The sequence below is a fragment of the uncultured Haliea sp. genome, from assembly GCF_963973825.1.
Taxonomy (GTDB): domain Bacteria; phylum Pseudomonadota; class Gammaproteobacteria; order Pseudomonadales; family Halieaceae; genus Haliea.
The window spans coordinates 19,562-45,049 of the sequence record NZ_CAXBAE010000005.1 but is presented as its reverse complement, the minus strand read 5'-3'; the positions used below and the strand labels follow the sequence as shown (position 1 = coordinate 45,049).

Here is a 25,488-nt window from a genome sequence, read left to right as displayed (position 1 = left end):
CCCAATTCGCGCCGTTAGAGGGCGCCGCAAAGTAGGAATACTCGGGTCGGCTCGCTCAATATACCCGCTTCTCTAGACCCCCACCGGCTCCCGATACGCATCAATGCTCGGGCAGGAACACACCAGGTTGCGGTCGCCGTACACGTTGTCTACCCGGTTTACCGGCGGCCAGTATTTGCGCTGGCGCAGTGAGGGCAGGGGGTAGGCAGCCTGTTCCCGGGTGTAGGCGTGGTCCCAGCGCTCGGCGGTGACATCCAGCAGGGTGTGCGGGGCGTTGCGCAAGGGGTTGTCCTCGGCGTCCAGGCGGCCTTCTTCCACCGCGCGGATTTCTTCGCGGATGGCGATCATGGCGTCGCAGAAGCGGTCCAACTCCGCCAAAGACTCGGATTCAGTCGGCTCGATCATCAAAGTGCCTGCGACCGGGAATGACATCGTGGGCGCGTGAAAGCCGAAGTCCACCAGACGCTTGGCGATATCCTCTTCGGAAATGCCGCTGGCTTCCTTCAGCGGACGAATGTCCACGATGCACTCGTGTGCCACGGTACCGTTGCGGCCTGTGTAGAGCACGGGGTAGTGATCTTTCAGGCGGTGCGCAATGTAGTTCGCACTCAAAATGGCCACGCGGGTGGCCTGGGTCAGGCCCTCGGCGCCCATGAGCGCAATGTAGGCCCAGCTGATCGGCAGGATGGAGGCGCTGCCCCAGGGCGCTGCGGACACCACGTCGTTGCTTTCCGGCAGCCCGGGTACCGGCACCACCGGGTGCGACGGCAGGAAGGGCTGCAGGTGCGCGCCCACCCCGATCGGCCCCATGCCGGGGCCACCGCCGCCGTGGGGAATGCAGAAGGTCTTGTGCAGGTTCAGGTGCGACACGTCGGCGCCGAACTTGCCGGGAGAGGCGAGGCCCACCAGGGCGTTGAGATTGGCGCCGTCCACATACACCTGGCCACCGTGACGGTGCACGATGTCGCAGACATCGACCACGGTCTCTTCAAACACGCCGTGGGTGGAGGGGTAGGTGATCATGATGGCCGCGAGCTCATTGCTGTACTGCTCGGCGCGGGCGCTGAGGTCGTCGAGGTCGACGTTGCCATCGGCATCGCACTCCACAATGACCACGCGCATCCCGGCCAGCGCGGCACTGGCGGGGTTGGTGCCGTGGGCCGAGGAGGGGATCAGGCACACGTCGCGCTGGTCGTCGCCGCGGCTCTCATGGTAGCGGCGAATCGCCAGCAGCCCGGCGTACTCGCCCTGCGAACCCGCGTTGGGCTGCAGTGAAATGGCATCGTAACCGGTGCACTCTTTCAGCATGTGCTCCAGCTCCGCGAGCAGCTCCCGATAGCCTTCGGTCTGGTCGGCGGGGGCAAACGGGTGGATGCCGGCGAACTCCTGCCAGGTCACCGGCAACATCTCCGTGGTGGCGTTGAGCTTCATGGTGCAGCTGCCCAGCGGAATCATCGCCTGGTTGAGGGCGATATCGCGGGATTCCAGGCGGCGCATGTAGCGCAGCATTTCGGTCTCGGAGTGGTAGTCGTTGAACAGAGGGTGCTGCAGGTAATCCACCGCGCGCTGCAATGGCTGGGGAATGCCTGAGGCGGGGGCGGGTTGCTCGCGGCAGGGGTTGGCGGGCTCTTTGCCCGTCATGACGGCGAGCAAACGGTCCACGTCCTCGGCCGTGGTGGTTTCATCCAGCGCTATGCCCAGCGTGTGCGTGCCGATAATCCGCAGGTTCATGCCGGCGTCCAGAGCCCGCTGCAGGATGGCCTGCTGCCGGTCCCCCACGCTGATGGTCAGCGTGTCGAAATAGGCGTCGTTGTCTGCCGGCAGTCCCGCTGCCTGCAGGCCGCTGGCCAGCACAGCGGTGAGGTAGTGGATGCGCTCGGCGATGCGCCGCAAGCCCACCGGGCCGTGGTACATGGCGTAAAACGCCGCCATGATGGACAGCAGCGCCTGGGCGGTGCAGATGTTACTGGTGGCCTTCTCCCGGCGGATGTGCTGCTCGCGGGTTTGCATGGCCATGCGCAGCGCCTCGTTGCCGTGGCGATCGATGGAGACGCCGATGATGCGTCCGGGTGTAGACCGTTTGAAGGCATCCCGGGTGGCGAAAAAGGCGGCGTGTGGCCCGCCGAAACCCATCGGCACGCCAAAGCGCTGGGAATTGCCCACCACCACATCGGCGCCCTGTGCGCCGGGTGACTTCAACAGCAACAGGGACATCAGGTCCGCGGCCACGGTGACCAGCGTGCCGGCGTCGTGCGCCCTGGCGATGAGGGGCTCCAGGTCGCGCACATGACCGTAGGTGCCGGGGTATTGCAGCAGCAGGCCAAAGGCCTCGGTGCTGCCGGCGAGCTGCGCGGGGTCGCCGACCACCACGTTGATATCCAGAGCCTCTGCACGGGTGCGGACCACGGCGATGGTCTGGGGATGGCAGTCCTCGGCGACAATAAACGTGCTGCTGCGGTTTTTCTTGTTCACCCGCTGCAGCAGGGTCATGGCCTCTGCGGCGGCGGTGCCCTCGTCCAGCATCGACGCATTCGCCAGTTCCATGCCGGTGAGGTCCATGATGGCCTGCTGGAAGGTGAGCAGCGCTTCCAGGCGCCCCTGGGAAATTTCAGGCTGGTAAGGGGTGTAGGCGGTATACCAGCCCGGGTTCTCCAGCACGTTGCGCTGGATGACGGCCGGTGTGTAGGTGTCGTGGTAGCCCGTGCCGATGTAGGACTTCAGCACACGGTTCTTGCCGGCAATGGCGCGCAACCGTGCCAGCACTGCCTGCTCCGTCTGCGGTGCGGCAAGGTCCATGGGGGCCTGGTTGCGAATACGCGCCGGCACCGTGGCGTCAATCAGGGCCTCGAGGCTGTCGAAGCCAAGTGTTCGTGCCATCTCTGCCTGCTGCGCCGGCGTGGGCCCGATGTGGCGTCCCAGAAACTCCTGGGAATGTTCCAGTTCAGACAGCGAAGGACGGGTCATGGCGGCTCCGGGGCGGGCGTGGCAGCAGGGTGTGAAGGAAGGCGCGAATGGTAGCAGCCGGGCACCCGAGCGGCAATATTCTGTACCCCTTGTGACCAGTCTGGCACACTGCCGGGCACCGTTATCTGCCACGCGATCAGGAGACTGTATGGAACAGGTAAACCCCGAGACTCTGGGCCTCAACGCCGCACAGCTGGCGCGCATTGGAGAGCATCTGCGCGGGCGCTACATCGAGCCCGGCAAGCTGCCGGGCAGCATTACGCTGGTTGCCCGCTACGGTCGCGTGGGGCTGCTGGATGTGGCGGGGCTCAGCGATCTCGAGCGCGACACGCCGATGCGCGAGGACACCATCTTCCGCATCTACTCCATGAGCAAGCCGATTACCTCGGTCGCCCTGATGATGCTTTACGAGCGCGGGCTGTTTTCGCTGGAGGACCCGGTACACCGCTTTATCCCGGAGTGGCGCAACCTGGCGGTGCGCACCGCCGGTGCGTTTCCGCTGTTTGCCACGGCCCCCTGCGAGCGGCCCATGACCATCCGCGACCTGCTGCGGCATACCTCGGGCCTGACCTACGATTTTCTTCGCGAGACCAACCTGGACTACGCCTACCGCAAGCTGCAGGTTGGCAACCCGGCGCCGGGCTACACGCTGAAGCACATGATCGAGCAGCTGGCACAGCTGCCGCTGGAGTTCTCGCCCGGAACGCGCTGGAACTATTCTGTGGCGACCGATGTGCTGGGCTACCTGATTGAGGTGATCAGCGGCCAGTCACTGCCGGATTACCTGCAGGAGCACCTGTTCGGCCCGCTGGGCATGGTGGACACCGCTTTCAACGTCGCACCCGACAAGGTGCACCGGCTGGCCTCCTGCTATGAGCGCGACGCGGCGAAAAAGCTGGTGTGCAACGACGACGGCCAGGCCAGCCAGTTCCGCGACAGGGAGTTCTACTCGGGCGGCGGCGGGCTGCTGTCGACCGTCGGGGACTACTTCCGTTTCTGCCAGATGCTGCTGCAGGGGGGCACGCTGGATGGCGTGCGCATTCTGGGCTCGCGCACCCTGGACTACATGACGGCCAATCATCTGCCCGGCGATGTCGATCTTGAGCAATACGCGATGGGCAGCTTCAGCGAAACCGAATACGAGGGCGTCGGCTTCGGGTTGGGGTTCGCCAACAAGATGGACCCGGTGAAAAACGGCAACCTGGCCTCTCTGGGCAGCTTTTTCTGGGGCGGTCTGGCCAGCACGCTGTTCTGGGTGGACCCGGAGGAAGAGCTGGTGGTGATCTTCATGACCCAGCTTATGCCGTCGAGCACCTTCAACCTGCGCGGGCAGCTGGAATCCATGGTCTACGCCGCGCTGGACTGAGCCGCGGCGGCTGCGCTAGGCTCCGGGGGTCGCATAACAAAAACGAGACCCTGGAGGTTTACATGACAATCCTGCGCAGCGTCCTCTCCCTGTCTTTGCTGGCGGGCCTGACGGCCTGCTCTGATGGCACCGACACCAGCCCCGCACCCCCCGAGCCACCGCCGATCAGCATCGCGACTCCCAACGCCGACCGTTGCGAGATGCTCGACACCGATAACTGCATGTTCCCCTGGCCCAGCGATGTGTTCACGGTGGCCGATGACAGCCTCGACACCGGACGCCGGGTAAACCTGAGCCAGGCCTCAATGCCCGCCAACCGCCGCGGCGACCGGGTGGACCCCAGCGAGTGGAACCGCAATGACGGCTTCTCGCCGTCGCAGATGATCCTCGCACAGGTTCCCGACGTGGACCTGGCGCAGACCGGCGCACCACCGATTACGGATCTGTCCGCCGCCACGGCGCCGGATTCGCCGGTGGTGGTGATCCGCGCCAGCACCGGCGAGCAGCACCTGGTGTTCGCCGAGCTTGACGCCAACACCGATGACCCCGCAGAACAGATGTTCATCATCCGCCCGATGGTGCAGTTCGAGCGCGGCGAGCGCTATATTGTGGCGCTGCGCAACCTGCGTGACAGCAACGGTGACCTGTTGCCGGCGCCCGAGGTGTTCCGCGCCTTTCGCGACGACATCCTGACCGACAACGCGGCCATCGAGGAGCGCCGTCCGGCCATGGAGGCGATGTTCAGCGAGCTGCAGGAGGCGGGCGTCGAGCGCAGCGAACTCTACCTGGCCTGGGACTTCACCGTAGCCAGCGTGCGCAATATCACTGAACGCCTGCTGCATATCCGTGACGAGGCCTTTGCCGACCTGGGCGCAGCGGCCCCCGACTACGCCATCAGCACCGTGACCGACTACGCACCCTGCGACCCGGCAGGCTGCGCCGACGGCCAGGACGAGCAGATTGCGCGGGAAATCGCCGGCACGTTTTTTGTGCCGAACTTCCTCAATTCCGACGACGGCGCGCCGGGTTCAGCCTTCCACTACGCCACGCCGGACGATGGCCTGCCGGACCGGCTGAACGGCGACAGCCTGTTTGCCGCCAACTTCGTGTGCCGCATTCCCCGCTCGGTGGCGGAGGATTTCAGCCAGCTACCCAAGGCGCAGGCGCGGCCCTCGCTCTATGGCCACGGTCTGCTCGGCAGCGCCAACGAGGCACGCGGTGGCACACGGCAGAACGTCGACATCATGGCGCTGGATCACCAGATGATGTTCTGTGCGACGGACTGGGCGGGTTTCGCCAATGCTGACGTGCCGTTTGCGATTCAGGTACTGCAGGACTTCAGCCTGATGCAGGCATTCTTCGACCGCCAGCAGCAGGGCCTGCTGAATTTCATGTTCCTCGCCAGGCTGTTGAAGAGCGACGCTGGTTTTGTTGCCGACCCCGCCTTCCAGGCCGCTGGCCAGCCGGTGTTTGACAACAGCACCGTGTATTACGACGGCAACAGCCAGGGGGGTATTCTCGGTGGCGCGTTGATGGGCGTGATCCAGGATGTGACCCGCGGTGTGCTCGGGGTCCCCGGCATGTCCTACAGCTTTCTGCTGCGCCGCAGTGTCGACTTCAACGCCTTCACCCCGTTTTTCAGCGGCAGTGGCACCGGCGCTGATGGCGGCGGCTACCCCAGCGTGAAAGACCAGAGCTTCCTGCTGTCCATGGCGCAGATGCTGTGGGACCGCGCGGAGTCCAGCGGCTACGCGGTGCATATCGAACAGCACCCGCTGCCCAACACGCCGCAGCACGCAGTACTACTGCAGGTGGCCTATGGTGACCATCAGGTGAGCATGTGGTCTGCGGAGTTCATGGCGCGCAGCATCGGTGCCCGGTTGCGGATTCCGGCACTGGAGACAGGGCGTCACCCTGACAGCAACCCCTACGTGGGGCTGGAAGCTGTGCCGGCGGGAGACTTTACCGGTTCGGTGTTGACTCTGTGGGACGATGGCCCGGTGGAGGGTGGTGCACTGGAGGGTGGCACGGCGCCGCCACCGATCACCAATACGCCGCCGGTCGAGCCGGACTTCGGTAACGACCCGCACAGCCTGCCGCGCCGGGAACCCGCTGCCCAGGCGCAGAAATCGGCGTTCCTGCGTCCGGAGGGTGAGGGCCGCTTTGTGGATACCTGCGCGCCGGACCAGCCCTGCTTCACCAACGGCTATACGCCGGGCGGCTGACTTGCCAATGGCGCGTGCGGCTCAGGTCGCGCGCGCTGCGGCCTCGCCGTAAAGGATGTCCACGATGATGAAGTGCTGCTCACCTGCCGGGCTCTGCAGGCGCACCTCATCATCAAGACGCTTGCCGAGCAGGCTGCGGGCCAGCGGGGAGTCCATGCTCAGCTTGCCGGCCGCGAGGTCGAATTCGTCCGGGCCGACGATGCGGTAGCGGCGTTCGGCGCCGGCCTCGTCTTCCAGCGTTACCCAGGCGCCAAAGAACACCTTGCCGGTGTCGGCCGGTACGCGGTCCACCACGGTCAGTTCCTCCAGCCGCTTGCTGAGGAAGCGCACGCGCGAGTCGATTTCCCGCAGCCGGCGCTTGCCGTAGATGTAGTCCCCGTTTTCCGAACGGTCACCATTTTTTGCCGCCTCATGGACCACGTCGGTGACCTGTGGGCGCTCCACTTTCCACAGCTGGTGCAGCTCCGCGCGCAGCACCGCCTCGCCCTCGGGCGTGATGTAGGGCGATCCGCGGCGGCGGGGTGGGCGATAACGGCTCATTGGGCATATTCTAACGGTGCGGCTTTCACTACACTAGCGTCCAGACCCTGTCAGGAAAGGAGCGTGTGACAATGAAAGCCTGGTTGATGGCAGCCCTGGTGGCATCGAGTGCCAATGGCGCGCTGGCGGCGTGCGTGGATGTGCAGGGCAACCTGCAGCAGGGTGGGCTGGTCTGGGGGCAGGCCGCGCCCGGTGCCCGGGTCCTGCTCGATGGCGATGCGCTGGATGTGCTGGCGGATGGCACATTTGTCGCCGGCTTCAGCCGTGATGCCGCGCCCAGCGCGGTGCTGCAGGTGGGCGACTGCCGCCAGACCCTGGAGATTGCGGCCCGCGAATACAATATCCAGCGCGTGGAGGGTGTGCCGCAGCGCACGGTCACGCCGCCGCCGGAGCAGCTGGCGCGCATCGCCCGTGAGCGCGAGCTGGTCAACGCCGCCAAGGCACAGCATCTGCGGCGCCCGGACCTGCTGGCCGGCGCCCTGGCCGGTTTCCACTGGCCGGTCGAGGGGCGCATCTCCGGGGTGTATGGCAGCCAGCGGGTGTACAACGGGCAGCCCGGCAGCCCGCACTACGGGGTGGATGTGGCGGTACCCACGGGCACCATCGTGCGCGCGCCCGCCGCCGGCGTGGTGACGCTTGCCGAGCCTGACCTGTTCTACTCGGGTGGCACCATCATCCTCGATCACGGCTATCGACTGTCGTCGTCATTCCTGCACCTGAGCAAGGTGAGCGTGCAGGTCGGGGACCAGATTGCGGTGGGGGATATCATCGGCGAAGTGGGCGCTACGGGGCGCGCCACGGGGCCGCACCTAGACTGGCGCATGTCCTGGCGCAATGCACGTATCGATCCGCAGCTGCTGGTGCCGCCGATGCGCGCCGCGCAGGCTCCCGCCGCGCCCTGAGGGCGGCGCGACCTGCGCGGCCGACGTGCCCGGCCTGCGGCATGTTACGGCCCGTAAAAATCCGTATAATGCAGGCCCTTTGTATGCCTCAGGACCGGTCATGATTGACGAGAAGCTGCTGAGTATTCTGGTGTGCCCCGTAACCAAGGCCCCGCTGGAGTACGACAAGGAAAAAGACGAGCTCATCTGCAAGGCCAGTGGTCTGGCCTACCCGGTGCGCGATGGCATTCCGGTGATGCTGGAGAGCGAGGCGCGCCAGCTCACCGCCGACGAGAAGCTGGGGTAGGGCAATGACGGAGACCATTTTCGGCAAGATCATCAGCGGCGAGATTCCCTCGGAGCGGCTCTACGAAGACGAGCACTGCATCGCCATCAACGACATCAACCCCCAGGCACCGGTGCATGTGCTGGTGATTCCGAAGCGGGCCATTCCGCGCCTTGTGGATGCGGCGCCGGATGACCAGGCCCTGCTCGGGCATCTGCTGCTCGCCGCCGGCAAGGTCGCGGAGCAGTTGGGCGTGGGTGAAGCTTTCCGCCTCATCATCAACAACGGTGCCGGCGCCGGCCAGACCGTATTCCACCTGCACCTGCATATCCTCGCGGGCCGCGGATTTGCTGAAGGACAGATGGCAGGGTTCCAATGAAAACAGGCGACATACGCGAAGCTTTCCTGGCTTATTTCGAGGCTCAGGGCCACACCCGGGTGCCCAGCAGTTCGCTGGTGCCGGGCAACGACCCCACACTGCTGTTCACCAATGCGGGCATGAACCAGTTCAAGGACACCTTCCTGGGCACCGAGCCGCGCGCCTATGTGCGCGCCACCAGCAGCCAGCGCTGCGTGCGTGCCGGGGGCAAGCACAACGACCTGGAAAACGTGGGCTATACCGCGCGTCACCACACGTTTTTCGAGATGCTCGGCAACTTCAGCTTCGGTGATTACTTCAAGCGCGAGGCCATTCAGTTTGCCTGGACGTTTCTCACGGAAACGCTGGGGCTGCCGCCCGAGCGCCTGTGGGTGACCGTGCATGTGTCCGACGATGAGGCCGCAGACATCTGGCTGCAGGAGATGGGTGTCAGTGCCGAGCGTTTCTCGCGCCTCGATGAGGACAACTTCTGGCAGATGGGCGACACGGGCCCCTGCGGCCCCTGTTCCGAAATCTTCTACGACCACGGCCCGCAGGTACCCGGCGGCCCGCCCGGCAGTGAGGGCGACGACCTCGACCGCTACATTGAAATCTGGAACCTCGTGTTCATGCAGTTCAACCGCGACCCCAGCGGCGAGCTGCACCCCTTGCCCAAGCCCTCGGTCGATACCGGTATGGGCCTGGAGCGCATTGCCGCCGTTATGCAGGGCGTGCACAGCAACTACGAAATCGACCTGTTCCAGGCCCTGATTCGCGCCGCCGCCGAGCAGCTCGGGGTCGACGACCTGGCACACAACTCCCTGCGGGTGATTGCCGACCACATACGTTCCTGTGCCTTCCTCATTGTCGATGGCGTGCTGCCGGGCAACGAGGGCCGGGGCTATGTGCTGCGCCGCATCATCCGCCGTGCCATACGTCACGGTAACAAGCTGGGCGCCAGCGCGCCGTTCTTCCACAAACTCGTCGCCACACTGGTCGCCGAGATGGGCGATGCCTACCCCGAACTGGCGAAGCTGCAGCCACAGGTGGAGAAAGCGCTGCTGGCCGAGGAAGAGCAGTTTGCCAAGACACTGGATAACGGCCTGCAGATCCTGCAGGACGCGCTCGCTGACATCAGCAGCGGCGTGATCCCCGGTGACGTGGTGTTCAAGCTCTACGACACCTACGGTTTCCCGGTTGATCTGACCAACGACATCGCACGGGAACGCGGCCTGGAACTGGATATGGCGGGCTACGAGGCCGCGATGGCGGCACAGCGCAGCCGGTCGCAGGAAGGCGGCAGCTTCAGGGTGGATTACAACGCCGTCCTCAAACTGGAAGGCAGCACCGAGTTTACCGGCTACGAGCAGGTGGAAGGCGAGGGCAGGGTGACGGCATTGCTCTGCGACGGCGCCGAGGTCGAGGTCCTGCAGCCAGATCAGCAGGGCGTGGTCGTGCTCGACTGCACGCCGTTCTACGCTGAATCCGGCGGTCAGGCAGGCGATACCGGCTACCTGCAGGCCGACGGTGTGCGGCTGGAAGTGACCGATACCACCAAGGCCCAGAGCCAGCACCTGCACCACGTCAAGGTGCTGCAGGGCAGCGTCAGGGTCGGCGACCGCCTGCACGCCAGCGTGGATGCCAGCGTGCGCCAGCGCACCCGCTTGAACCACTCGGCCACGCACCTGATGCACGCCGCCCTGCGCCGGGTGCTCGGCGAGCACGTAACGCAGAAGGGATCGCTGGTGGATTCCGAGCGCCTGCGGTTCGACTTCTCCCATTTCGAGGCCGTGACGCACGCGGAGCTGGCCGAGATCGCGGATCAGGTGAATGCCCAGATTCGCGCCAATACGCCGGTCAGCACCCGCCTGATGAACATGGACGACGCCATCGCGGCGGGCGCCATGGCGCTGTTTGGCGAGAAATACGGCGACGAAGTGCGCGTACTGACCATGGGTGAAGATGATTACTCGGTGGAGCTCTGTGGCGGCACCCACGTGGACCGCACCGGTGACATCGGGATGTTCCGTATCCTCTCCGAGTCCGGCATCGCATCGGGCGTGCGCCGTATCGAGGCGGTGACAGGCGCCGGTGCGCTGGCCTCCATCGCCCACACCGAGGCCCAGCTGGACGCGGTGTGCGACGTGGTGAAGGCCGGGCGCGATGCAGTGGCGGCGCGTGTGGGAGCCCTGCGCAATGAGAACCGTGAGTTGGAAAAAGAGCTCGCGCGGCTGAAGCAGAAGCTGGCCACGTCGGCCGGTGGCGACCTGACCACCCAGGCTGTCGAGGTGGCCGGTATCAAGGTGCTGGCCGCGAGTGTCGAGGGTGCCGATGCCAAATCGCTGCGCGATACCCTCGACCAGGTAAAGAACAAGCTGGGCAGTGCCGTGGTGCTGCTGGCAGCCGTAGATGGCGACAAGGTGGCGTTGGCGGCCGGCGTCAGCAAGGATCTGACCGACCGGGTCAGTGCCGGCAACCTGATGCGCGAATTCGCGGGGCGCCTGGGTGGCAAGGGCGGCGGCCGCCCGGACATGGCGCAGGGCGGTGGCAGCGATGTGGCCGGCCTGCCCGCGGCATTGGGTGCAGTGCCTGACTGGGTGGCGGAAACCCTGGCCCAGAACGCCTGACATGGCGCTGATCGTCCAGAAGTTCGGCGGCACCTCCGTCGGCAGTATCGAGCGCATTGAGCAGGTTGCCGATAAGGTGGCCCGCTTCCGGGCCGACGGCCATCAGGTGGTTGTGGTGGTGTCGGCGATGAGCGGCGAAACCAACCGCCTGCTGGGCCTGGCGCGGGAGATCCAGCCACAGCCGCTGGCGCGTGAGCTGGACGTGTTGCTGTCCACCGGCGAGCAGGTGACCACCGCGCTGCTCAGCATGGCACTGAACCAGCGCGGTATCGCCGCCAAATCCTATACCGGCAGCCAGGTGCGTATCCTTACCGACGATGCACACACCAAGGCGCGCATCCGCGACATTGATGACAGCCGCCTGCGGGCAGACCTGGCGGCCGGCTTCGTGCTTGTCGTAGCCGGTTTTCAGGGGGTGGACGAGCAGGGCAACATCACCACGCTCGGGCGCGGCGGATCGGATACCACCGCTGTCGCGCTGGCGGCGGCTCTGCAGGCGGACGAATGCCAGATCTACACCGATGTGGATGGGGTCTATACCACCGACCCGCGAGTGGTCGACGATGCACGCCGCCTGGATCGCATTACCTTCGAGGAAATGCTGGAAATGGCCAGCATGGGCTCCAAGGTGCTGCAGATTCGCTCGGTGGAATTCGCCGGCAAATACAAAGTTCCGCTGCGGGTGCTGCACAGCTTCAAGGACGGCCCCGGTACCCTCATCACGCTGGAGGATGCGTCTGTGATGGAAACCCCGACAATTGCCGGTATCGCCTTCAACCGCGATGAGGCCAAACTCACCATCCTCGGCGTGCCGGACATGCCCGGTGTGGCCTACCGCATACTGGGTCCCATCGGTGAGGCAAACATTGAGGTCGACGTCATTCTGCAGAACGTGGCCGAGGACAACACCACCGACCTGACCTTCACCGTTGGTCGCGCCGATCTGCCGCGCGCCCAGGCCGTGCTGGAACAGGTGGCGGCAGACCTCAATGCGCGCGAGGTGCGTGCTGACAGCCGCATCGCCAAAGTGTCGATCGTGGGCGTGGGCATGCGCTCCCACGCCGGCGTGGCCAGCACCATGTTCCGCGCGCTCTCCGAGGTGGGAATCAACATCCAGATGATCACGACATCGGAAATCAAGATTTCCGTGATCATTGAGGAAAAATTCATGGAGCTGGCGGTCCGCGCCCTGCACTCGGCCTTTGAACTCGACCAGGCGCCCCCCGCGACTATTGCAAAGTGATACAAACCCGCAGTTGCGTTTTCCCCAATCTAGGCTAACACTTAGGGTTCAGCAGCGCATGGTTAGCGCCGCCCGGAAGCGCGCTGGCGGGCGACAGGAGGCAAGGAGTTATGCTCATACTGACCCGCCGGGTCGGTGAATCACTGATGGTTGGCGACGACATCACGATCACCGTGCTGGGCGTCAAGGGCAATCAGGTGCGCATCGGGGTGAACGCCCCGAAAGATGTCGCAGTTCACCGTGAAGAAATCTACAATCGCATCCAGGAGGGTGACGAGGCAGCGGCCCCGGAGGACGACTCCCGGGAGTAACCCGCACCCCCTGTTTCCCTGCACAGGAGTGCGTCCTGCATGATGCGTTGTTTTCGCCCCCTTGCCGTTCTGGCATTGTTGATGGTTGCCGGCTGCCAGACGCCGGCATTCCCTCCCGCCGCTCCCGCGAACGAACCACAGGGTGAGGCCGCAGTACCGGCCCGCCCACCAGTACCTGTGGTCCCACCCGCGGGCTACGCGGTGGAAATACTCCGCAGCCCTTACGGTGTACCGCATATTACTGCAGCAGATTTTGCCAGCCTCGGTTACGGTGAGGGCTATGCTGCGGCCGAAGACCATGTCTGCAATATCAGCCATGCCTTGCTGGCCGCACGCGGTGAGCTGGCGCGCTATCTGGGCCCCGGTAAAGAAGGCGCGAACGTCGCCAGCGATGCGGTCGTCGCCGCGCTGGACATTCGCAGCCAGGCCGTAGCGGCGCTTGCGCGGCAGGACGACGACAACCGCGCCTGGCTGCGCGGCTATGCGGATGGCTATAACCGCTTCCTGACGGAACACCCCGAGGGGCGTGTTGGATCCTGGTGCGATGGCGCCGCCTGGTTGCAGCCGGTTGCCGATAGCGACCTGATGGCGCGCATGGTGCTGATGGCGCAAACCCTGCCGCGCATGGCCGATGCGCTCGTGGCCGCGCAGCCCCCGGCTACAGCTCCGGCTCTGGCACAACGCGTGGTGAGCCAGCAGCGACTTGCGCGCGCGGCGGACGCCGCTGCCTTGCAGGGCATGGGGTCCAACGCCTGGGCATTCGGCAAGGCGCGCAGTGCGAACGGCCGCGGCCTGCTCCTGGGCAATCCGCACTATCCCTGGTACGGCGACAACCGCTTCTGGGAAAAACACCTGACCATCCCCGGCAAGCTGGATGTGTATGGCGGGCATCTGCTCGGCGCGCCGGGCGTGGCGATCGGCTTCAATCGCGGCGTGGCCTGGAGCCATACCGTGTCTGCCAGCCAGCGTCTGGTGTTCTACCGCCTGCAACTGGTGCCGGGTAAGCCCACGGTCTACCGCTATAACGGCGAAGAGCGCGCCATGCGTGAAGTGGCCGTGTCCGTGCCGGTCCTGCAGGCGGATGGCAGCCTGCAGCCTGAAGCCCATACCCTGTATTTCAGCCACTACGGGCCGATGCTCACCCTGCCAGGTATGCCCTGGGACGCCAGTGTTGCCTTCACCGCGCGGGACGCCAACGTCGGCAACGACGCCCTGTTGTCGCAGTGGCGGGACATGAACCTGGCGACTGACATGGACAGTTTCATTGCCGCACACAAACGCTGGAACGCCATGCCCTGGGTCAACACCATTGCGGCGAGCGCCGATGGCCGCGCCGTTTACCTCGACAACTCCACGGTGGGGCGGTTGAGTGACGAGGCGATTGCCCTCTGGCGCCAGCAGCTCAAGAATGACGCGCTGACGGCGAAGGTGTACGACAGCAAGGGCTTTGTACTGCTCGACGGCAGTGACCCTAGGTTCGAATGGGTGGAGCAGGGCGACGCACCGATTCCCGGTACCGAGCCCTTCGAGAGGCGGCCCCTGCTGGAGCGCGAAGACTACGTGTTCAACGCCAACGACAGCTACTGGCTGAGCAATGTCAGCGCGCCCCTCACCGGGTATTCGCCGTTGTATGGCCCGGAGGCCACTGCCCGCAGTCTGCGCACACGCATGAACGCGCAGCTGATTGAAGAGGGCGCGTTCACCCTTGCGCGCATGCAGGAACTCCTGTTCGACAACGAGAGCCTGGCGGCGCTGCTGCTGGTGCCCCCCTTGCTGGAAGCCTGCAGCGCGGCGGCGGACCTGGCTGACGCCTGTGCGGCGTTGCGCGGTTTCAACGGCCGTTTCGATCTCGACAGCCGGGGTGCTGTGCTGTTCAGGGAATGGCTGACAGGCTACACCTACGAAGACTGCCTGCGTCAGGGTGACCTGTTTGCCGTCCCCTTCGATGCAGCGGCACCGGTCACCACCCCCAATACCCTGGCTGACAGCGACCTGGCTATGCAAAAACTTGCACATGCCGCGGCTGTCCTGGCGTCGGCAGGCTACCCCCTGGATGCGCCCCTGCGAGAAGCCCAGTTTGCCTACCGCGGTGAGCGCGGGATCCCGGTTCACGGTGGGAACCGCTACGAGGGTGTGGCCAACCTGATGGTGTCCGACATTCCTCATCACCCCATCGCCCAGTTGACGCCCACGCCGATTGACGGCAGCAGGTTGCTTACCGACGCTGGCTACCCGGTGGTGCACGGTAGCAGCTTTATTCTGACCGTCGGCTTCGAGGACAGCGGCCCGGTCGCCGAAGCCCTGCTCACTTACAGTCAGTCCGGTGATCCGGCCTCACCGCATTTTACCGACCAGACCGAGCTGTACCGCAATAAACAGTTCCGCCCGGTGCTGTTCCAGCGGCAGGACGTGGAGGCGGCTGCGCAGTCGCGCATCACACTCACTGCGCCTCGATAATCGCCCCGTTGCAGCGGCAAGCCTTTGAAATTGCGATCAGTGTGGGGTATGATGCGCGCCGTTCCTGAGGGGCTGCCGACGCGCAGCGACCACCCCGGGTACGGTCTGTACGGAGAGGTGGCCGAGTGGCTGAAGGCGCGCCCCTGCTAAGGGCGTATAGGGTAAAACCTATCGAGGGTTCGAATCCCTCTCTCTCCGCCATATCCCCAGCAAGGCGGCTCTCCCCAATTAACGGGGGATAGACCGGTTCTCACTAAACTCGATTGATGATGCCATCGGAACGCCGCACCGCCCAGCCACAGTGGGTTAAGGCCCTCAATCTTGCTCCAAATACTTTGCTTTGCGCTCGGCGTCACAGCTTGTTTAGCCGCACTAAGCACAGATGCACCACTTTTGTACTATCTTATAGCGATGTGCGGCCGCTTCAACATCACCCATATGCCCGGCCTGCAGGGATTGCTGCAGCGTCTGGATATTGATCTTGAGCTTCCGGAACCCCGCTACAACGTGGCGCCGACGGAGGACGTGGTGCTGTTGCGTGAGGGGCGTGCGGATAGCGCCCGCTGGTGGTTGGTGCCCTCCTGGGCGAAAGAGGTAAGCACCCGGTACAGCATGTTCAATGCCCGCGCCGAGTCGCTGGCCAGCAGCCCTGCGTTCAAACACCCGTTCCGGCAGCAGCGGGGCATCGTGCCGATGTCCAGTTTTGTCGAGTGGCGTGTGGAGAACGGCGGCAAACAGCCCTGGGTGATTACCAACGCTGCGCAGACCATCGCCGTGGCCGCGCTCTGGGATGTGTGGGAGGGCGGTACCGAGCCGCTGCTGTCCTGCACACTGGTGACGACGGAGGCCGCAGCGGCTTTTCGTCCGTGGCACAGCCGGATGCCGGTGATGCTGACGCCGCAGGAATGCACACAGTGGATGGATAACCGCAGGCCCATCGACCCGCGTGACCCGATGCTGGCGCCGACGCTCAAGTTTGACCTGACGCTGTACCCGGTCAGCCCGGCTGTCGGCAGCGCGCGTCGGAAAGAGGCCACGCTGTTTCGTCCCATAGATCAAGCGATCACCTTGCCGACGTCAGCTTCAGCTGCCAACGCTTGACCCGCATCGCTCAGGCCTTTTATTCTCAACGATATTTAATAATCGCTGCTAAAAATATTCGATAGGCTCATTGGTGTCCCGAGCCCGGCGTTTACGGCGCATTTCCGGAAACCGACCGTTCCTGTGCGCGCGGGTGCCCGATGGATGCGTCAATTCATCTTTTGAGGAATGATGATATGAATAATAAAACCCTGATTTCTGGCGGAATGGTTGTTGATGGCACCGGCGCCCCCGCGTTTGCGGCGGATGTGCGCGTCCGTGACGGGCGCATTGTCGAGGTGGCGAGTGGCCTGCAGCCCGAGGGCGATGAACAGGTTGTAGACGCCAGTGGCTGCTATGTGTCGCCGGGCTTTATCGAAACCCACACCCACTTCGATGCAAACATGTGGTGGCAGCCAGATCTCGATCCGCTACCCGGCTATGGTGTGACCACCACCATTCTCGGTAACTGCGGCTTTACCGCAGCGCCGGTCTCCGATGACCCGGCAGTGCGCAGGGAGATGATCAACATCTTCTCCTTCTTTGAAGACATCCCTGTGGCACCCTTCCTGGAGCATTTGCCCTGGGACTGGCGCAGCTGGCCGGAGTACAAGGCGTCCATGACCAGCAAGGTCAGGGTTCCCGCCAACTATGGTGCTTTTGTTGGCCACCTCGCGATCCGTCTGGCCGTGATGGGCATGGACGCCTGGGAGCGCGTCGCAACGGCTGAGGAGGTGCAGCGCATGTGTGCGATGTTGGACGAGGCCCTGGCCGCTGGTGCCCTGGGCATGTCGTCCAACCTGCTGGACCACGATGGCCAGGACCGTCCGGTGCCAACCCTCAGAGCGGATGACGCCGAGTGGCAGGCGCTGTTGGATGTGCTGGCGAAGTATCCAGGTGCCACGCTGCAGGTGATCGTCGATACCTTCATGCGCAAGACGGCCCCGGATTCCATTGCGCGCATTGACCGCTTGATCGGCGATCGCCCGATTCGCGCGCAGGTGGCAGGCATGGCGCCGACCCTGACGTTTCAGAAAGACATCGAGGACAAGGTCGGCCCCCTGCGTGAGCGCTTCAAGCGCGAGGGGCGGGATATCCGGGCAGGCTTTGCCCACGTGCCCCCGACCAGTGTTATCAGCATCAAGAAGTCGCTGATTTTTGCCCAGTCCAATGACTATGTCTGGCACGAGGTGGTGCTGGCGGAGAGCGAGGAAGAGAAGCTCGAGCTGCTGCAGGACGCGGATTGGCGCGAACGCGCGCGGGCCAGCTGGGACGAGAAAGTCTGGAAGCATTCGCCCTTCGCCAACCCCCAGAGCCTGCTGCTGATCAACTCGGAAAACGGCGTGGGCCCGGTGGATATCTCCCTCGCCGACTATGCGCAGCAGCTGGGGGTGCATCCCTCCGATGCCATGGCCGAATGGCTGGTAAAGAACTCTGTCCACTCCACGGTGCACATGGCGCCCTTCCCGCAGGACGAGCAGATGGTGGTGCGGCTGATCAAGGATCCGTGGACGGTTCCCAACATCTCCGACGCCGGCGCCCACGGGCAGATGCTCTGTGGGGGCGGCGAAAACATTCGCCTGCTGAGCTACTACTGCCGGGAGAAGGGCTGGATCAGCGTGGAGGAGGCGGTGCACGCCCAGACCGGCAAGGTCGCAGACTTCTTTGGCCTGCAGGAACTGGGCCGGATCGAGGTGGGCCGACGCGCAGACATCACGGTGTTTAACCTTGAAGAGGTAGATCGACGGCCGATGAGGAAGGCCTTCGATGTGCCCGACGAAAACGGTGGCACCACCTGGCGCTTTACCCGTGACCCGGCGCCGATGCGCCTGACCATGGTCAACGGCGAGGTGACCTTTGCCGATGGCAAGTCCACAGGTGCCGTACCCGGCGAAATGCTTAGCCCGGCCGCGGCCTGAGGCGGCGCGTCTCCCCGGCAATGTGACGGAGTCACTGATGACAGACAAGAAAACACCCTACCTGATGAAAGGGGCCACGGCACCCACCTCCGCGAGCTCCATCCTGATCAGCTCTTCGAGGTACCTGAACGATGCGCGGGTGCGGGAAGGCATCGCCCTGCGCATGCTCGGACGCAACGGGCGCGACCTGCCCCCGACCTACAGCCTGCCCGCACTTTACGAAGCGCTGGGGGCAGTGGAGGATTACGAAGAGGTGCAGCGACTCTTCGACGAGGAAAAAAAGGTGAATCCGCGCTTCGCGGACTGGCTGTCGGAACGCTATCTCTCCACCATGGAGCGGGATGACTTCAGGCACTACCCGCCGGAGAGCGTGGGCGGCATCTACTACCGTTACCTGCACGACCGGCAGTTTGAACCCAACATCATCGAGTTGCACGAGCCGGAAAGCGACCTGGATTACTGGCAGATGCGCAGCTCCCAGATCCACGACGTCTTCGAGCACATTCTAGCGGCGGCACCCTTCGACATCATCAACGAAATGGTGCCCACGGCGATGAAAATCACCAATGTCCACAGCGTGCTCAGTCCGGGGCTCGCGGGCAAGTTGACCATCATCAACAGCACGCTCGTGTCGAGCCAGCTGATGCGCGCTACGCTGCACTACCCCGAGTGCATGACAGCTATCATCGAGCGCATGGAGCGCGGACTGTTGATCGGGCGAACGTCCGAGCCCTATTTCATGCTGAAATACGAGGACATTCTGCACCTGACCCCGGAGGCGGCGCGTGAAGTGATAGGTATGCGCAATGTGTTGGCGGTGGATTATCCGGAGCTGTCCAACGTAATCAGCGAGGGCGCGTACTTTGAGGAAATGGAAGAAGTGGAAGTGCGCGCGCGTCAGCGCGAAGCGCAAGAGGCGGTGTGAGCAATCATTGGGCCGCAGCAGCTTGCCAGCGGCCGTGACCACCCGCTTGTTACACAAACTTCAACAGTAATTCCGGCGTTGCGGTGAAGTCTCGCACGCTGCTTGACCGGTAGATCGCTTGCTTGACAATCTCCGGTGAGTAGCTGTAACACACATTGCCATTCCGGTGGTTTTCAACCGGCTCATTTGCCGTTCCGGGCACGTCGGCAAAGCGCCGCGCCTGTGCCACGAAATTACCGCGCTGCAACACCACCGCCGCCTCCAGGGCGTCGCCGCTGAAACAGTCTCGCGCCCAGCTGGAAAAGCCGCGGAAGAGAGTGTGCCCGGCTAACGGTTCCGGGCCTGCCAGCGCAAGGCCACTGGCGTACCACCGGTGCACGACCATGCCGTTACAGTGCACGCTGAGCTCCGAAACGCCGTCACGTTCATCGGTGACGGCGACATCGTATTGCCGGACAGCGGCACCACGCGGGATATGGTTGATCGCGAGTATGCAAAGGTCCAGCCAATGGGTGCAATTGCTTGTCGGGTCCGCGCGCCGGCTCAGTTGTGTGGCATCGCTGTGGATATCAGCGCCCACCAGCCGCTGCAATTGGGCGAGGGCGCCCGGGCAGGTGGAGAGGGGCGTGCGCAACGCATCGCCAGTGACCCGCGTGATACGCTGTCCATCGTGTTCAATGCACACGCGAAAGCCGTGGTTGTTGTCTTCCAATTCGGCAAGCATCGTGCCCTCACCGGGCACCAGCCGGATGCGGCGCCGATAGACTCCCGTACCGTAGTCGGGGTTGGTGATGGGCAGGTCTGGAATCGTCATTATTTCGTGATTACGCGCGCGGCGGCAGGCCGTGCAGCAGCGTCAGGAATTTAAGTTCAGTCCCGGCCCGGCGAAATTCAGACAGTGCCTGGTAGTCCGGGTCTGCGTACCAGGCCCGCGCCGCCGCTTCGCTGGGGAACTGGAACAACACCATGCGTCCCTCGCGGGGCTCCGGGCCCTCCAGGGTGTCTGGATTGTCATCGTAGGTGAAGAAGCTGCCACCGTGGCGCTTGAGAATCGGGAAGAAGCCTTTTTCGTATTTGCGGTATTCAGCGGCGTCATGAACGATAAAGTTGGCCACGATGTAGGCGGGTGCATCTGCCACGGTGATGTCCTCAATCAGATTGGAGAGAACACAGTACAGGGTTCGGGGTTTTGCCGCGAGACACAGGGGGTGGCACTATCATCAGGCAGGCTCACACATTTGAACTGGCGGACGCTTTCTGCCCGACTCGACTAGGTTAGCGGGGTCCAGTGCTCTAGATTGCCCGTGACGATGACAAAGAGACAGTGCACATGAGCAACTCAACAAGCCCTGACAGTGGCGTGATTGTCACCGGCGGTGCCTCCGGCATTGGTCTGGCGAGCGCCGAGGCGCTGGCGGAAGTGGGCCGCCCTGTGGCGATATGGGATATCAATGCAGAACGCAGCGCGACGGTCGCGGCCGATATCGCACAGCGCTTTGGCGTTGCGACGGTCGGGGTGGGCGTTGACCTCAGCCAGGTCGGCAATATCGCCCCCGCCCTGCAGCAAACCCGCGCGGCGCTGCCCCGCATCGGAGGTCTGGTGCACGCCGCCGGTATCTCATTGGCTGTTCCCGTCGAGGAATTGACCGAAGCGGCGTGGGATGCCGTGCTGAGCGTCAATTTGAAAGCCCTGCCGTTCATGGTGCAGCAGCTGCGCAGTGCGCTCGTGGAACAACCCGGCTCGGCGGTGGTCGGCATCGCGTCGATCAATGCGACGCTCGGCAATCACATGAACCCGGCCTACACGGCGTCCAAGGGCGGCATGCTGTCGCTGGTGCGCTCGCTGGCCGATGATCTGGCGCGCGATGGCATTCGCATCAATTCGGTAACGCCGGGCTACATCCTCACGCCGATGATGCAGCCGGTGGTCGACCACCTGGAGCCGGGACATTTCGAGCGCCCGGTGATGCTGGGCAGGATGGGCGCACCACGCGAAGTGGCGGCCGCGGTGCGTTTTCTGCTGTCTGATGAAGCCAGTTACATCACCGCCGCGGAGCTGGTGGTGGACGGCGGCACAATCTCCTCACAGCGCACCCGCTAGCGCGCGTCGCCGGGCAGCTCAGGCGACCTGCCCCGCGGCTCTTCCCCATTACACCGCCCGACGCCGCAACCAATCTGCGAGCTCGGATTCATCGACTATGCCTTGTGCCGCCTTCACGATCAGAGCGCCGATATCTTCCGCCTCGTAATCGAGCGATATGCCATTCAAGCAAAGGCACACGTCCATTGCCGCGAATGCTGTCCGCTTATTGGCATCGTGAAAAGCATGCCCGACGGACAGGTAGCAGGCATAGCAGGCAGCCAGTTCAAAGACGTCACGGATCATGCCGAAGGCGATACGGTTGTCGATTCTGGCAATAATAGCCTCGATGGATTTATCGCCGGCCATGCCCTGGAGTTCGTGGCCCTCGATAACGAACTCATGAATCTCAACCACATCACGCGGTGAGAGGAAGATCACGTTTATTTGTCTTTGAGGTAGGCAAGCGTCGGCTTGAGATTGGAGCGACGTTTGCGCAGCAGGTCTGCAACCTCTTTCGGATCAGCAGGAGTAAACGCGATTTTCGCGACGGCTGAGGCGGGTACGAAGTAGCCCTCCAGCTGGTTGCGATTCAGGATTGCGACGGGTTTGTCGCCCGCTTTTTCGATGACTTTCTTGGGGTCCCGCAATTCGGTGAGTGATGCAGTTTTGTTGGTCAGGAGGTTTTCCATGGTCAATTTCCGATGCGTCAGCCTTGAGAGGATTGTGCCACAATCCAACTGTTAAATGTACACTTAAATGCACATTAACGGGTGTCCGGATCAAACGAACCACTTTCTGCATCGCCGCGGAGCTGGTGGTGGACGGCGGTACGATCGCCTCACAGCGCACCCGCTAGCGCGCGTCGCCGGGCAGCTCAGGCGGCCTGCCCCGCGGCAACGACCTTGTTGCGGCCCTCGTGCTTGGCCTGGTACATCAGGTCGTCGGCGCGCACCAGGGTATCCCAGACGCTGCTGTCGTTGTCTCGCACCGGCGCCACGCCCATGCTCACGGTGAAGCGCTGGCCCGCCACTTCCAGTGCGCTGACCGCGAGTCGCAGGCGCTCCGCGAGCACGGTGGCCTCGCGCAGGTCGGTCTGCACACAGAGGATGGCAAACTCCTCGCCACCCAGGCGCGCCACAAGGTCGAGGTCCCGCGATACCCGTGTCAGGCAATCCCCCAGCGCACAGAGAATCTTGTCGCCCACATCGTGGCCGTGGGTGTCGTTGACCACCTTGAAATGATCGATGTCCAGCACGAGCAGCGTGAGCGGCGTGCCAAAACGCTCGCGGCGCTCGAATTCCTCGGCCGCCTGCGCATCGAGGCCGCGGCGGTTGAGCAGCCCGGTGAGGGGATCGATGAACACCAGATCCCGCTCCAGGGAAAAACGCCGCAGGACAGCATAGCTGAAGCAGGCCAGCGTCATCAGAAGGCTGATCGCAGGAAGGTGGATCAGCCAGTCGGCGTTGGGCAGCAGGCCATTCACCCGTAGCGTGCTTAACACAGCAGCGATAGGTGCCAGCACCCAGCCGAGGGTGAAGATACCAGCCTGCTTGACCCCCTGCTGCCACAGGTACAGGGCCAGGCAGGTGGTGCAGATCGGCCCGATGACAATCACGACCAGGCTGAGCGCCAGCGCGAGTATGGGCGGCATCTGGTGCAGCAGAGCCAGCCCCAGCGCGAGCCATTGCAGCAGTGCGACCGCCTTGTCGGCCTTCGCCGCCTTGTGTTTCAGGTCCAGGAAACCGCGGTAGAAACGCGCGCCCAGGTACATCAGCAGGGCCAGTGCAAGCATGTGCAGCTGGTTGGTCCAGGGGATCAGGGCATCGGGCATGGCGTAGTGGGCAAACCCCATCAGGAAGCTCACGTAGGCCGCGTAGACCGCGAGGTAACCCCCCAGAATGACGGCCAGACCGCTGTGCACCATGACCGCGCTCAACACCAGGTAGAACGCGGAAATCAACACGGCGCCGAACAGTGCGCCGTAGATCAGGGTGAGGGATTGTTCAATGCGGTTGTAGGCGTTGGGCGCGTACACCGACATGTCGAAATTCAGGTTGGACTCCGTTTCCACGAAGATATAGATCGGCGTTGTTGAACGCGCGGGCAGTTGCAGCAGGAAGGACGGTGTTCTCGGGCTTTCCCGGCTTCCCGCCAGGTGTAAATCGCCCCTGCGCTGCTGATACCAGCTGCCGTCGAGGCGGGGGTGGCGCACCTCGACCAGGTCCGTGGGCGCGTAATTGTGGCTGAGCACGATGGCGGCAGGCTGTTCCAGTGTGTTGTCGATCACCAGGCGGGCCCACACGCCGCGGCTCTGCAAGCCAAGATTCAGCGCGCTCGCCGGGCTGAAGTCACCTGCGGCCCAGCGCGCCGCGATACTTTCGGGCACACCGTCCGCGGCGGCATCGAACAGCAGCTCAAGATTTTCCGGCTGCAGGCGGACGGCGGTCTCGGTGTTGGCCTGCAGGGTGATTGGCTGTGTGGCGAAGGCAGACTGGCAGCCAGCGCAGGCCAGAAGCCAGATTACAAACCAGCGCAGTGGTGCAGGTGTACGTGTCATGGCGGCAGCCCCGGGGCATGGGGTCTCGTGGAATCTTTACAGCGTAGCACAAGGTTTTCGGTTGCGTGCGCAATGTTGTCGATGGCAGGGTGCGGCGGCCGCCGTATTGCGCGATAATGCTGTCAGATTCGCGTTTTTAGGTCGTTATTGATGAATTTTTCAGCTTTTTCAGGGCGTTTGAACAGCGCGGCCGCCGTCGTGCTGGCGCTGCTGACCTCCCTGCCGGTGGTCGCGCAGCAACCCGCCGAGGCCGTGGGCCTCACAGCGTCCAGCATCGAGCATGCGCGCACACTGCGCGACCGTGCACTCGGTGGCACCATGGCCTGGGATATTGTGGAGGCGCTGACCACCGAAGTGGGGCCGCGCCTGGCTGGCAGTGAGAGCGAGGCCCGGGCCCGCGACTGGGCTGTGCAGCGCCTGCAGCGCATGGGCTTTGCCAACGTGCGCATTGAACCCTTCGAGATTCCCGGCTGGCGTCGCGGTGAGGAGAGCGCGGCCCTGCTGGCGCCGTTCCCCCAGCCACTGTCCATCACCGCGCTCGGCGGCTCGGTGGCCACGCCGGAAGAGGGCATTGAGGCCGAGCTGGTTGCCTTCCCCAGCCTGCAGGCGCTGCGCGCGGCGGAGCCGGGCAGCCTGGCAGGCAGGATTGCCTACGTCAGCCACGCCATGCAGCGCACGCAGGACGGCTCGTCCTATAGCCATTATGGCGAGCTGCGGCGTGTCGGTGCCAGTGTCGCGGCAGAGAAGGGCGCGCAGGCGATTCTCATCCGCTCCATCGGCACCGACAACCATCGTTTCCCCCACACCGGCCAGATGCGCTACGCCGAGGCCGTGCCGCAGATTCCGGCGGCGGCATTGTCGAACCCGGATGCCGACCAGATCGAGCGGGTGCTGCAGCGTGAGCTTCCGGTGCGCGTGCGTCTCCTGTTGCGCCCGCAGAGCAGCCCCGGCGCGCCCAGCGGCAACGTGATTGCGGAAATTGTCGGGCGCGAGCGGCCGGAGGAAATCGTCATCATCGGCGGCCACCTGGACAGCTGGGATCTGGGCACCGGCGCGATCGACGACGGGGCCGGCGTAGCCATCACCACGGCCGCGGCGAAAATGATCCTGGATAGCGGCAAGCGGCCCCGGCGCACCCTGCGCCTGGTGCTGTGGGGCGCGGAGGAAGTGGGGCTGCTGGGAGGCCAGGAGTACCTCAGGGCACACCGCGAGCAGCTCGCCCAGCACGTGATTGGCACCGAGAGCGACTTCGGCGCGGAGCGCATCTGGAAGCTCACGGCGCAGGTCTCGCCCGCCGGCCAGACAGTCGTCGACCTGATGGCCGAACTGCTGGCGCCGCTGGGCATTGCCCCGGGTGACATGGACACCGCTGGCGCGGGCCCGGACCTGATTCCCATGGTGGAGGCGGGCCTGCCCTCCCTGCGTCTGGTGCAGAATGGCATGGACTACTTCGACCTGCACCACACCCACGATGACACGCTGGACAAGATCGACCCGGTCGCGCTGGACCAGAACGTGGCCGCCTATGTGGTCTTCGCCTGGATGGCCGCGGACAGCACAGCGGATTTTCGGCGTTGAGAATTCGCGGCTTTACACGCGGTCAATTCTGGGGCTGAATTATCGATCTACAGGCTGTGCGCAGGCCCTAAACCGGGTAGCTGCTGCC

At 64.1% G+C, this 25,488-nt stretch carries 21 protein-coding genes and 1 tRNA gene; 15 read left to right on the top strand and 7 right to left on the bottom strand.

Annotation, left to right across the window (positions count from 1 at the left end; genetic code table 11):
* Positions 1-72 precede the first annotated feature (72 nt).
* Complete coding sequence (gene gcvP / locus AACZ17_RS07785; RefSeq protein WP_290744983.1) at positions 73-2,964, bottom strand: aminomethyl-transferring glycine dehydrogenase; 2,892 nt, start codon at positions 2,962-2,964, stop codon at positions 73-75.
* Between the two features lie 148 nt (positions 2,965-3,112).
* Here gcvP and AACZ17_RS07780 point away from each other — a divergent pair, with 148 nt between their 5' ends.
* Positions 3,113-4,330 carry a serine hydrolase domain-containing protein gene (locus AACZ17_RS07780; RefSeq protein WP_290744980.1) on the top strand — a complete coding sequence of 406 codons (1,218 nt, stop codon included), beginning with the start codon at positions 3,113-3,115 and terminating at the stop codon, positions 4,328-4,330.
* A gap of 62 nt (positions 4,331-4,392) precedes the next feature.
* Positions 4,393-6,555, top strand: a complete 2,163-nt coding sequence (locus AACZ17_RS07775; RefSeq protein ID WP_290744977.1) for a hypothetical protein — start codon at positions 4,393-4,395, stop codon at positions 6,553-6,555.
* 21 nt (positions 6,556-6,576) lie between these two features.
* On the opposite strand, the gene greB is transcribed toward AACZ17_RS07775, so the two are convergent.
* Positions 6,577-7,095 carry a transcription elongation factor GreB gene (gene greB, locus AACZ17_RS07770; protein WP_290744974.1) on the bottom strand — a complete coding sequence of 173 codons (519 nt, stop codon included), beginning with the start codon at positions 7,093-7,095 and terminating at the stop codon, positions 6,577-6,579.
* A gap of 71 nt (positions 7,096-7,166) precedes the next feature.
* Between greB and AACZ17_RS07765 the strand changes: the two genes are divergently transcribed.
* The 11 genes from AACZ17_RS07765 (at position 7,167) to AACZ17_RS07715 (ending at position 19,182) form a co-directional block, all read left to right on the top strand.
* Complete coding sequence (locus tag AACZ17_RS07765) at positions 7,167-7,997, top strand: M23 family metallopeptidase (protein WP_290745193.1); 831 nt, start codon at positions 7,167-7,169, stop codon at positions 7,995-7,997.
* Between the two features lie 100 nt (positions 7,998-8,097).
* Entirely contained in the window at positions 8,098-8,283 is a 186-nt protein-coding gene (locus AACZ17_RS07760; RefSeq protein ID WP_290744971.1) for a Trm112 family protein, read from the top strand.
* Positions 8,284-8,287: 4 nt separating this feature from the next.
* The gene (locus tag AACZ17_RS07755; protein WP_290744968.1) at positions 8,288-8,641 is read left to right on the top strand and encodes a histidine triad nucleotide-binding protein; all 354 of its coding nucleotides are present in this window, start codon (positions 8,288-8,290) and stop codon (positions 8,639-8,641) included.
* On the top strand, positions 8,638-11,247 hold the full coding sequence (gene alaS / locus AACZ17_RS07750; RefSeq protein WP_290744965.1) for an alanine--tRNA ligase: 2,610 nt from the start codon (positions 8,638-8,640) through the stop codon (positions 11,245-11,247). The genes AACZ17_RS07755 and alaS overlap by 4 nt, the downstream gene beginning before the upstream one ends.
* A gap of 1 nt (position 11,248) precedes the next feature.
* A complete protein-coding gene (locus AACZ17_RS07745) occupies positions 11,249-12,490 on the top strand; it encodes an aspartate kinase (RefSeq protein WP_290744962.1) in 1,242 nt (413 codons plus the stop codon).
* A 110-nt stretch (positions 12,491-12,600) separates the two neighbouring features.
* On the top strand, positions 12,601-12,801 hold the full coding sequence (csrA, locus tag AACZ17_RS07740; RefSeq protein ID WP_290744959.1) for a carbon storage regulator CsrA: 201 nt from the start codon (positions 12,601-12,603) through the stop codon (positions 12,799-12,801).
* 39 nt (positions 12,802-12,840) lie between these two features.
* On the top strand, positions 12,841-15,258 hold the full coding sequence (locus AACZ17_RS07735) for a penicillin acylase family protein (RefSeq protein WP_290744956.1): 2,418 nt from the start codon (positions 12,841-12,843) through the stop codon (positions 15,256-15,258).
* Between the two features lie 111 nt (positions 15,259-15,369).
* A tRNA-Ser gene (locus tag AACZ17_RS07730) sits at positions 15,370-15,459 on the top strand.
* A 192-nt stretch (positions 15,460-15,651) separates the two neighbouring features.
* Complete coding sequence (locus AACZ17_RS07725; RefSeq protein WP_290744953.1) at positions 15,652-16,359, top strand: SOS response-associated peptidase; 708 nt, start codon at positions 15,652-15,654, stop codon at positions 16,357-16,359.
* 176 nt (positions 16,360-16,535) lie between these two features.
* Positions 16,536-18,257 carry an amidohydrolase family protein gene (locus AACZ17_RS07720; protein WP_290744951.1) on the top strand — a complete coding sequence of 574 codons (1,722 nt, stop codon included), beginning with the start codon at positions 16,536-16,538 and terminating at the stop codon, positions 18,255-18,257.
* A 37-nt stretch (positions 18,258-18,294) separates the two neighbouring features.
* Entirely contained in the window at positions 18,295-19,182 is an 888-nt protein-coding gene (locus AACZ17_RS07715; RefSeq protein ID WP_290744948.1) for a Coq4 family protein, read from the top strand.
* A 49-nt stretch (positions 19,183-19,231) separates the two neighbouring features.
* Here the strand turns inward: AACZ17_RS07715 and AACZ17_RS07710 are convergent, their stop codons facing one another.
* Together AACZ17_RS07710 and AACZ17_RS07705 are read right to left on the bottom strand one after the other, a co-directional pair.
* Complete coding sequence (locus tag AACZ17_RS07710) at positions 19,232-19,996, bottom strand: DUF2889 domain-containing protein (protein WP_290744945.1); 765 nt, start codon at positions 19,994-19,996, stop codon at positions 19,232-19,234.
* A 10-nt stretch (positions 19,997-20,006) separates the two neighbouring features.
* The gene (locus tag AACZ17_RS07705) at positions 20,007-20,321 is read right to left on the bottom strand and encodes a DUF1330 domain-containing protein (protein ID WP_290744942.1); all 315 of its coding nucleotides are present in this window, start codon (positions 20,319-20,321) and stop codon (positions 20,007-20,009) included.
* A gap of 191 nt (positions 20,322-20,512) precedes the next feature.
* Between AACZ17_RS07705 and AACZ17_RS07700 the strand changes: the two genes are divergently transcribed.
* Entirely contained in the window at positions 20,513-21,283 is a 771-nt protein-coding gene (locus AACZ17_RS07700; RefSeq protein WP_290744939.1) for an SDR family oxidoreductase, read from the top strand.
* A 48-nt stretch (positions 21,284-21,331) separates the two neighbouring features.
* Here the strand turns inward: AACZ17_RS07700 and AACZ17_RS07695 are convergent, their stop codons facing one another.
* From AACZ17_RS07695 to AACZ17_RS07685, 3 genes are all read right to left on the bottom strand, one after another.
* Positions 21,332-21,703 (bottom strand): type II toxin-antitoxin system death-on-curing family toxin, encoded by a 372-nt coding sequence (locus AACZ17_RS07695; protein ID WP_290744936.1) that lies wholly within the window; start codon positions 21,701-21,703, stop codon positions 21,332-21,334.
* A 2-nt stretch (positions 21,704-21,705) separates the two neighbouring features.
* Positions 21,706-21,954 carry a hypothetical protein gene (locus AACZ17_RS07690; protein ID WP_290744933.1) on the bottom strand — a complete coding sequence of 83 codons (249 nt, stop codon included), beginning with the start codon at positions 21,952-21,954 and terminating at the stop codon, positions 21,706-21,708.
* 185 nt (positions 21,955-22,139) lie between these two features.
* On the bottom strand, positions 22,140-23,822 hold the full coding sequence (locus AACZ17_RS07685; protein ID WP_290744930.1) for a diguanylate cyclase: 1,683 nt from the start codon (positions 23,820-23,822) through the stop codon (positions 22,140-22,142).
* A gap of 150 nt (positions 23,823-23,972) precedes the next feature.
* On the opposite strand from AACZ17_RS07685, the gene AACZ17_RS07680 reads away from it, so the two are divergent.
* Entirely contained in the window at positions 23,973-25,400 is a 1,428-nt protein-coding gene (locus AACZ17_RS07680) for a M20/M25/M40 family metallo-hydrolase (protein WP_290744926.1), read from the top strand.
* The last annotated feature ends 88 nt before the right edge of the window (positions 25,401-25,488 follow it).

Excerpts from the sequence above, each read along its gene's own strand:
- gcvP (WP_290744983.1), bottom strand. The coding sequence starts at position 2,964 with ATGACCCGTCCTTCGCTGTCTGAACTGGAACATTCCCAGGAGTTTCTG.
- AACZ17_RS07780 (WP_290744980.1), top strand. The coding sequence starts at position 3,113 with ATGGAACAGGTAAACCCCGAGACTCTGGGCCTCAACGCCGCACAGCTG.
- AACZ17_RS07775 (WP_290744977.1), top strand. The coding sequence starts at position 4,393 with ATGACAATCCTGCGCAGCGTCCTCTCCCTGTCTTTGCTGGCGGGCCTG.
- greB (WP_290744974.1), bottom strand. The coding sequence starts at position 7,095 with ATGAGCCGTTATCGCCCACCCCGCCGCCGCGGATCGCCCTACATCACG.
- AACZ17_RS07765 (WP_290745193.1), top strand. The coding sequence starts at position 7,167 with ATGAAAGCCTGGTTGATGGCAGCCCTGGTGGCATCGAGTGCCAATGGC.
- AACZ17_RS07760 (WP_290744971.1), top strand. The coding sequence starts at position 8,098 with ATGATTGACGAGAAGCTGCTGAGTATTCTGGTGTGCCCCGTAACCAAG.
- AACZ17_RS07755 (WP_290744968.1), top strand. The coding sequence starts at position 8,288 with ATGACGGAGACCATTTTCGGCAAGATCATCAGCGGCGAGATTCCCTCG.
- alaS (WP_290744965.1), top strand. The coding sequence starts at position 8,638 with ATGAAAACAGGCGACATACGCGAAGCTTTCCTGGCTTATTTCGAGGCT.
- AACZ17_RS07745 (WP_290744962.1), top strand. The coding sequence starts at position 11,249 with ATGGCGCTGATCGTCCAGAAGTTCGGCGGCACCTCCGTCGGCAGTATC.
- csrA (WP_290744959.1), top strand. The coding sequence starts at position 12,601 with ATGCTCATACTGACCCGCCGGGTCGGTGAATCACTGATGGTTGGCGAC.
- AACZ17_RS07735 (WP_290744956.1), top strand. The coding sequence starts at position 12,841 with ATGATGCGTTGTTTTCGCCCCCTTGCCGTTCTGGCATTGTTGATGGTT.
- AACZ17_RS07720 (WP_290744951.1), top strand. The coding sequence starts at position 16,536 with ATGAATAATAAAACCCTGATTTCTGGCGGAATGGTTGTTGATGGCACC.
- AACZ17_RS07715 (WP_290744948.1), top strand. The coding sequence starts at position 18,295 with ATGACAGACAAGAAAACACCCTACCTGATGAAAGGGGCCACGGCACCC.
- AACZ17_RS07710 (WP_290744945.1), bottom strand. The coding sequence starts at position 19,996 with ATGACGATTCCAGACCTGCCCATCACCAACCCCGACTACGGTACGGGA.
- AACZ17_RS07700 (WP_290744939.1), top strand. The coding sequence starts at position 20,513 with ATGAGCAACTCAACAAGCCCTGACAGTGGCGTGATTGTCACCGGCGGT.
- AACZ17_RS07690 (WP_290744933.1), bottom strand. The coding sequence starts at position 21,954 with ATGGAAAACCTCCTGACCAACAAAACTGCATCACTCACCGAATTGCGG.
- AACZ17_RS07685 (WP_290744930.1), bottom strand. The coding sequence starts at position 23,822 with ATGACACGTACACCTGCACCACTGCGCTGGTTTGTAATCTGGCTTCTG.
- AACZ17_RS07680 (WP_290744926.1), top strand. The coding sequence starts at position 23,973 with ATGAATTTTTCAGCTTTTTCAGGGCGTTTGAACAGCGCGGCCGCCGTC.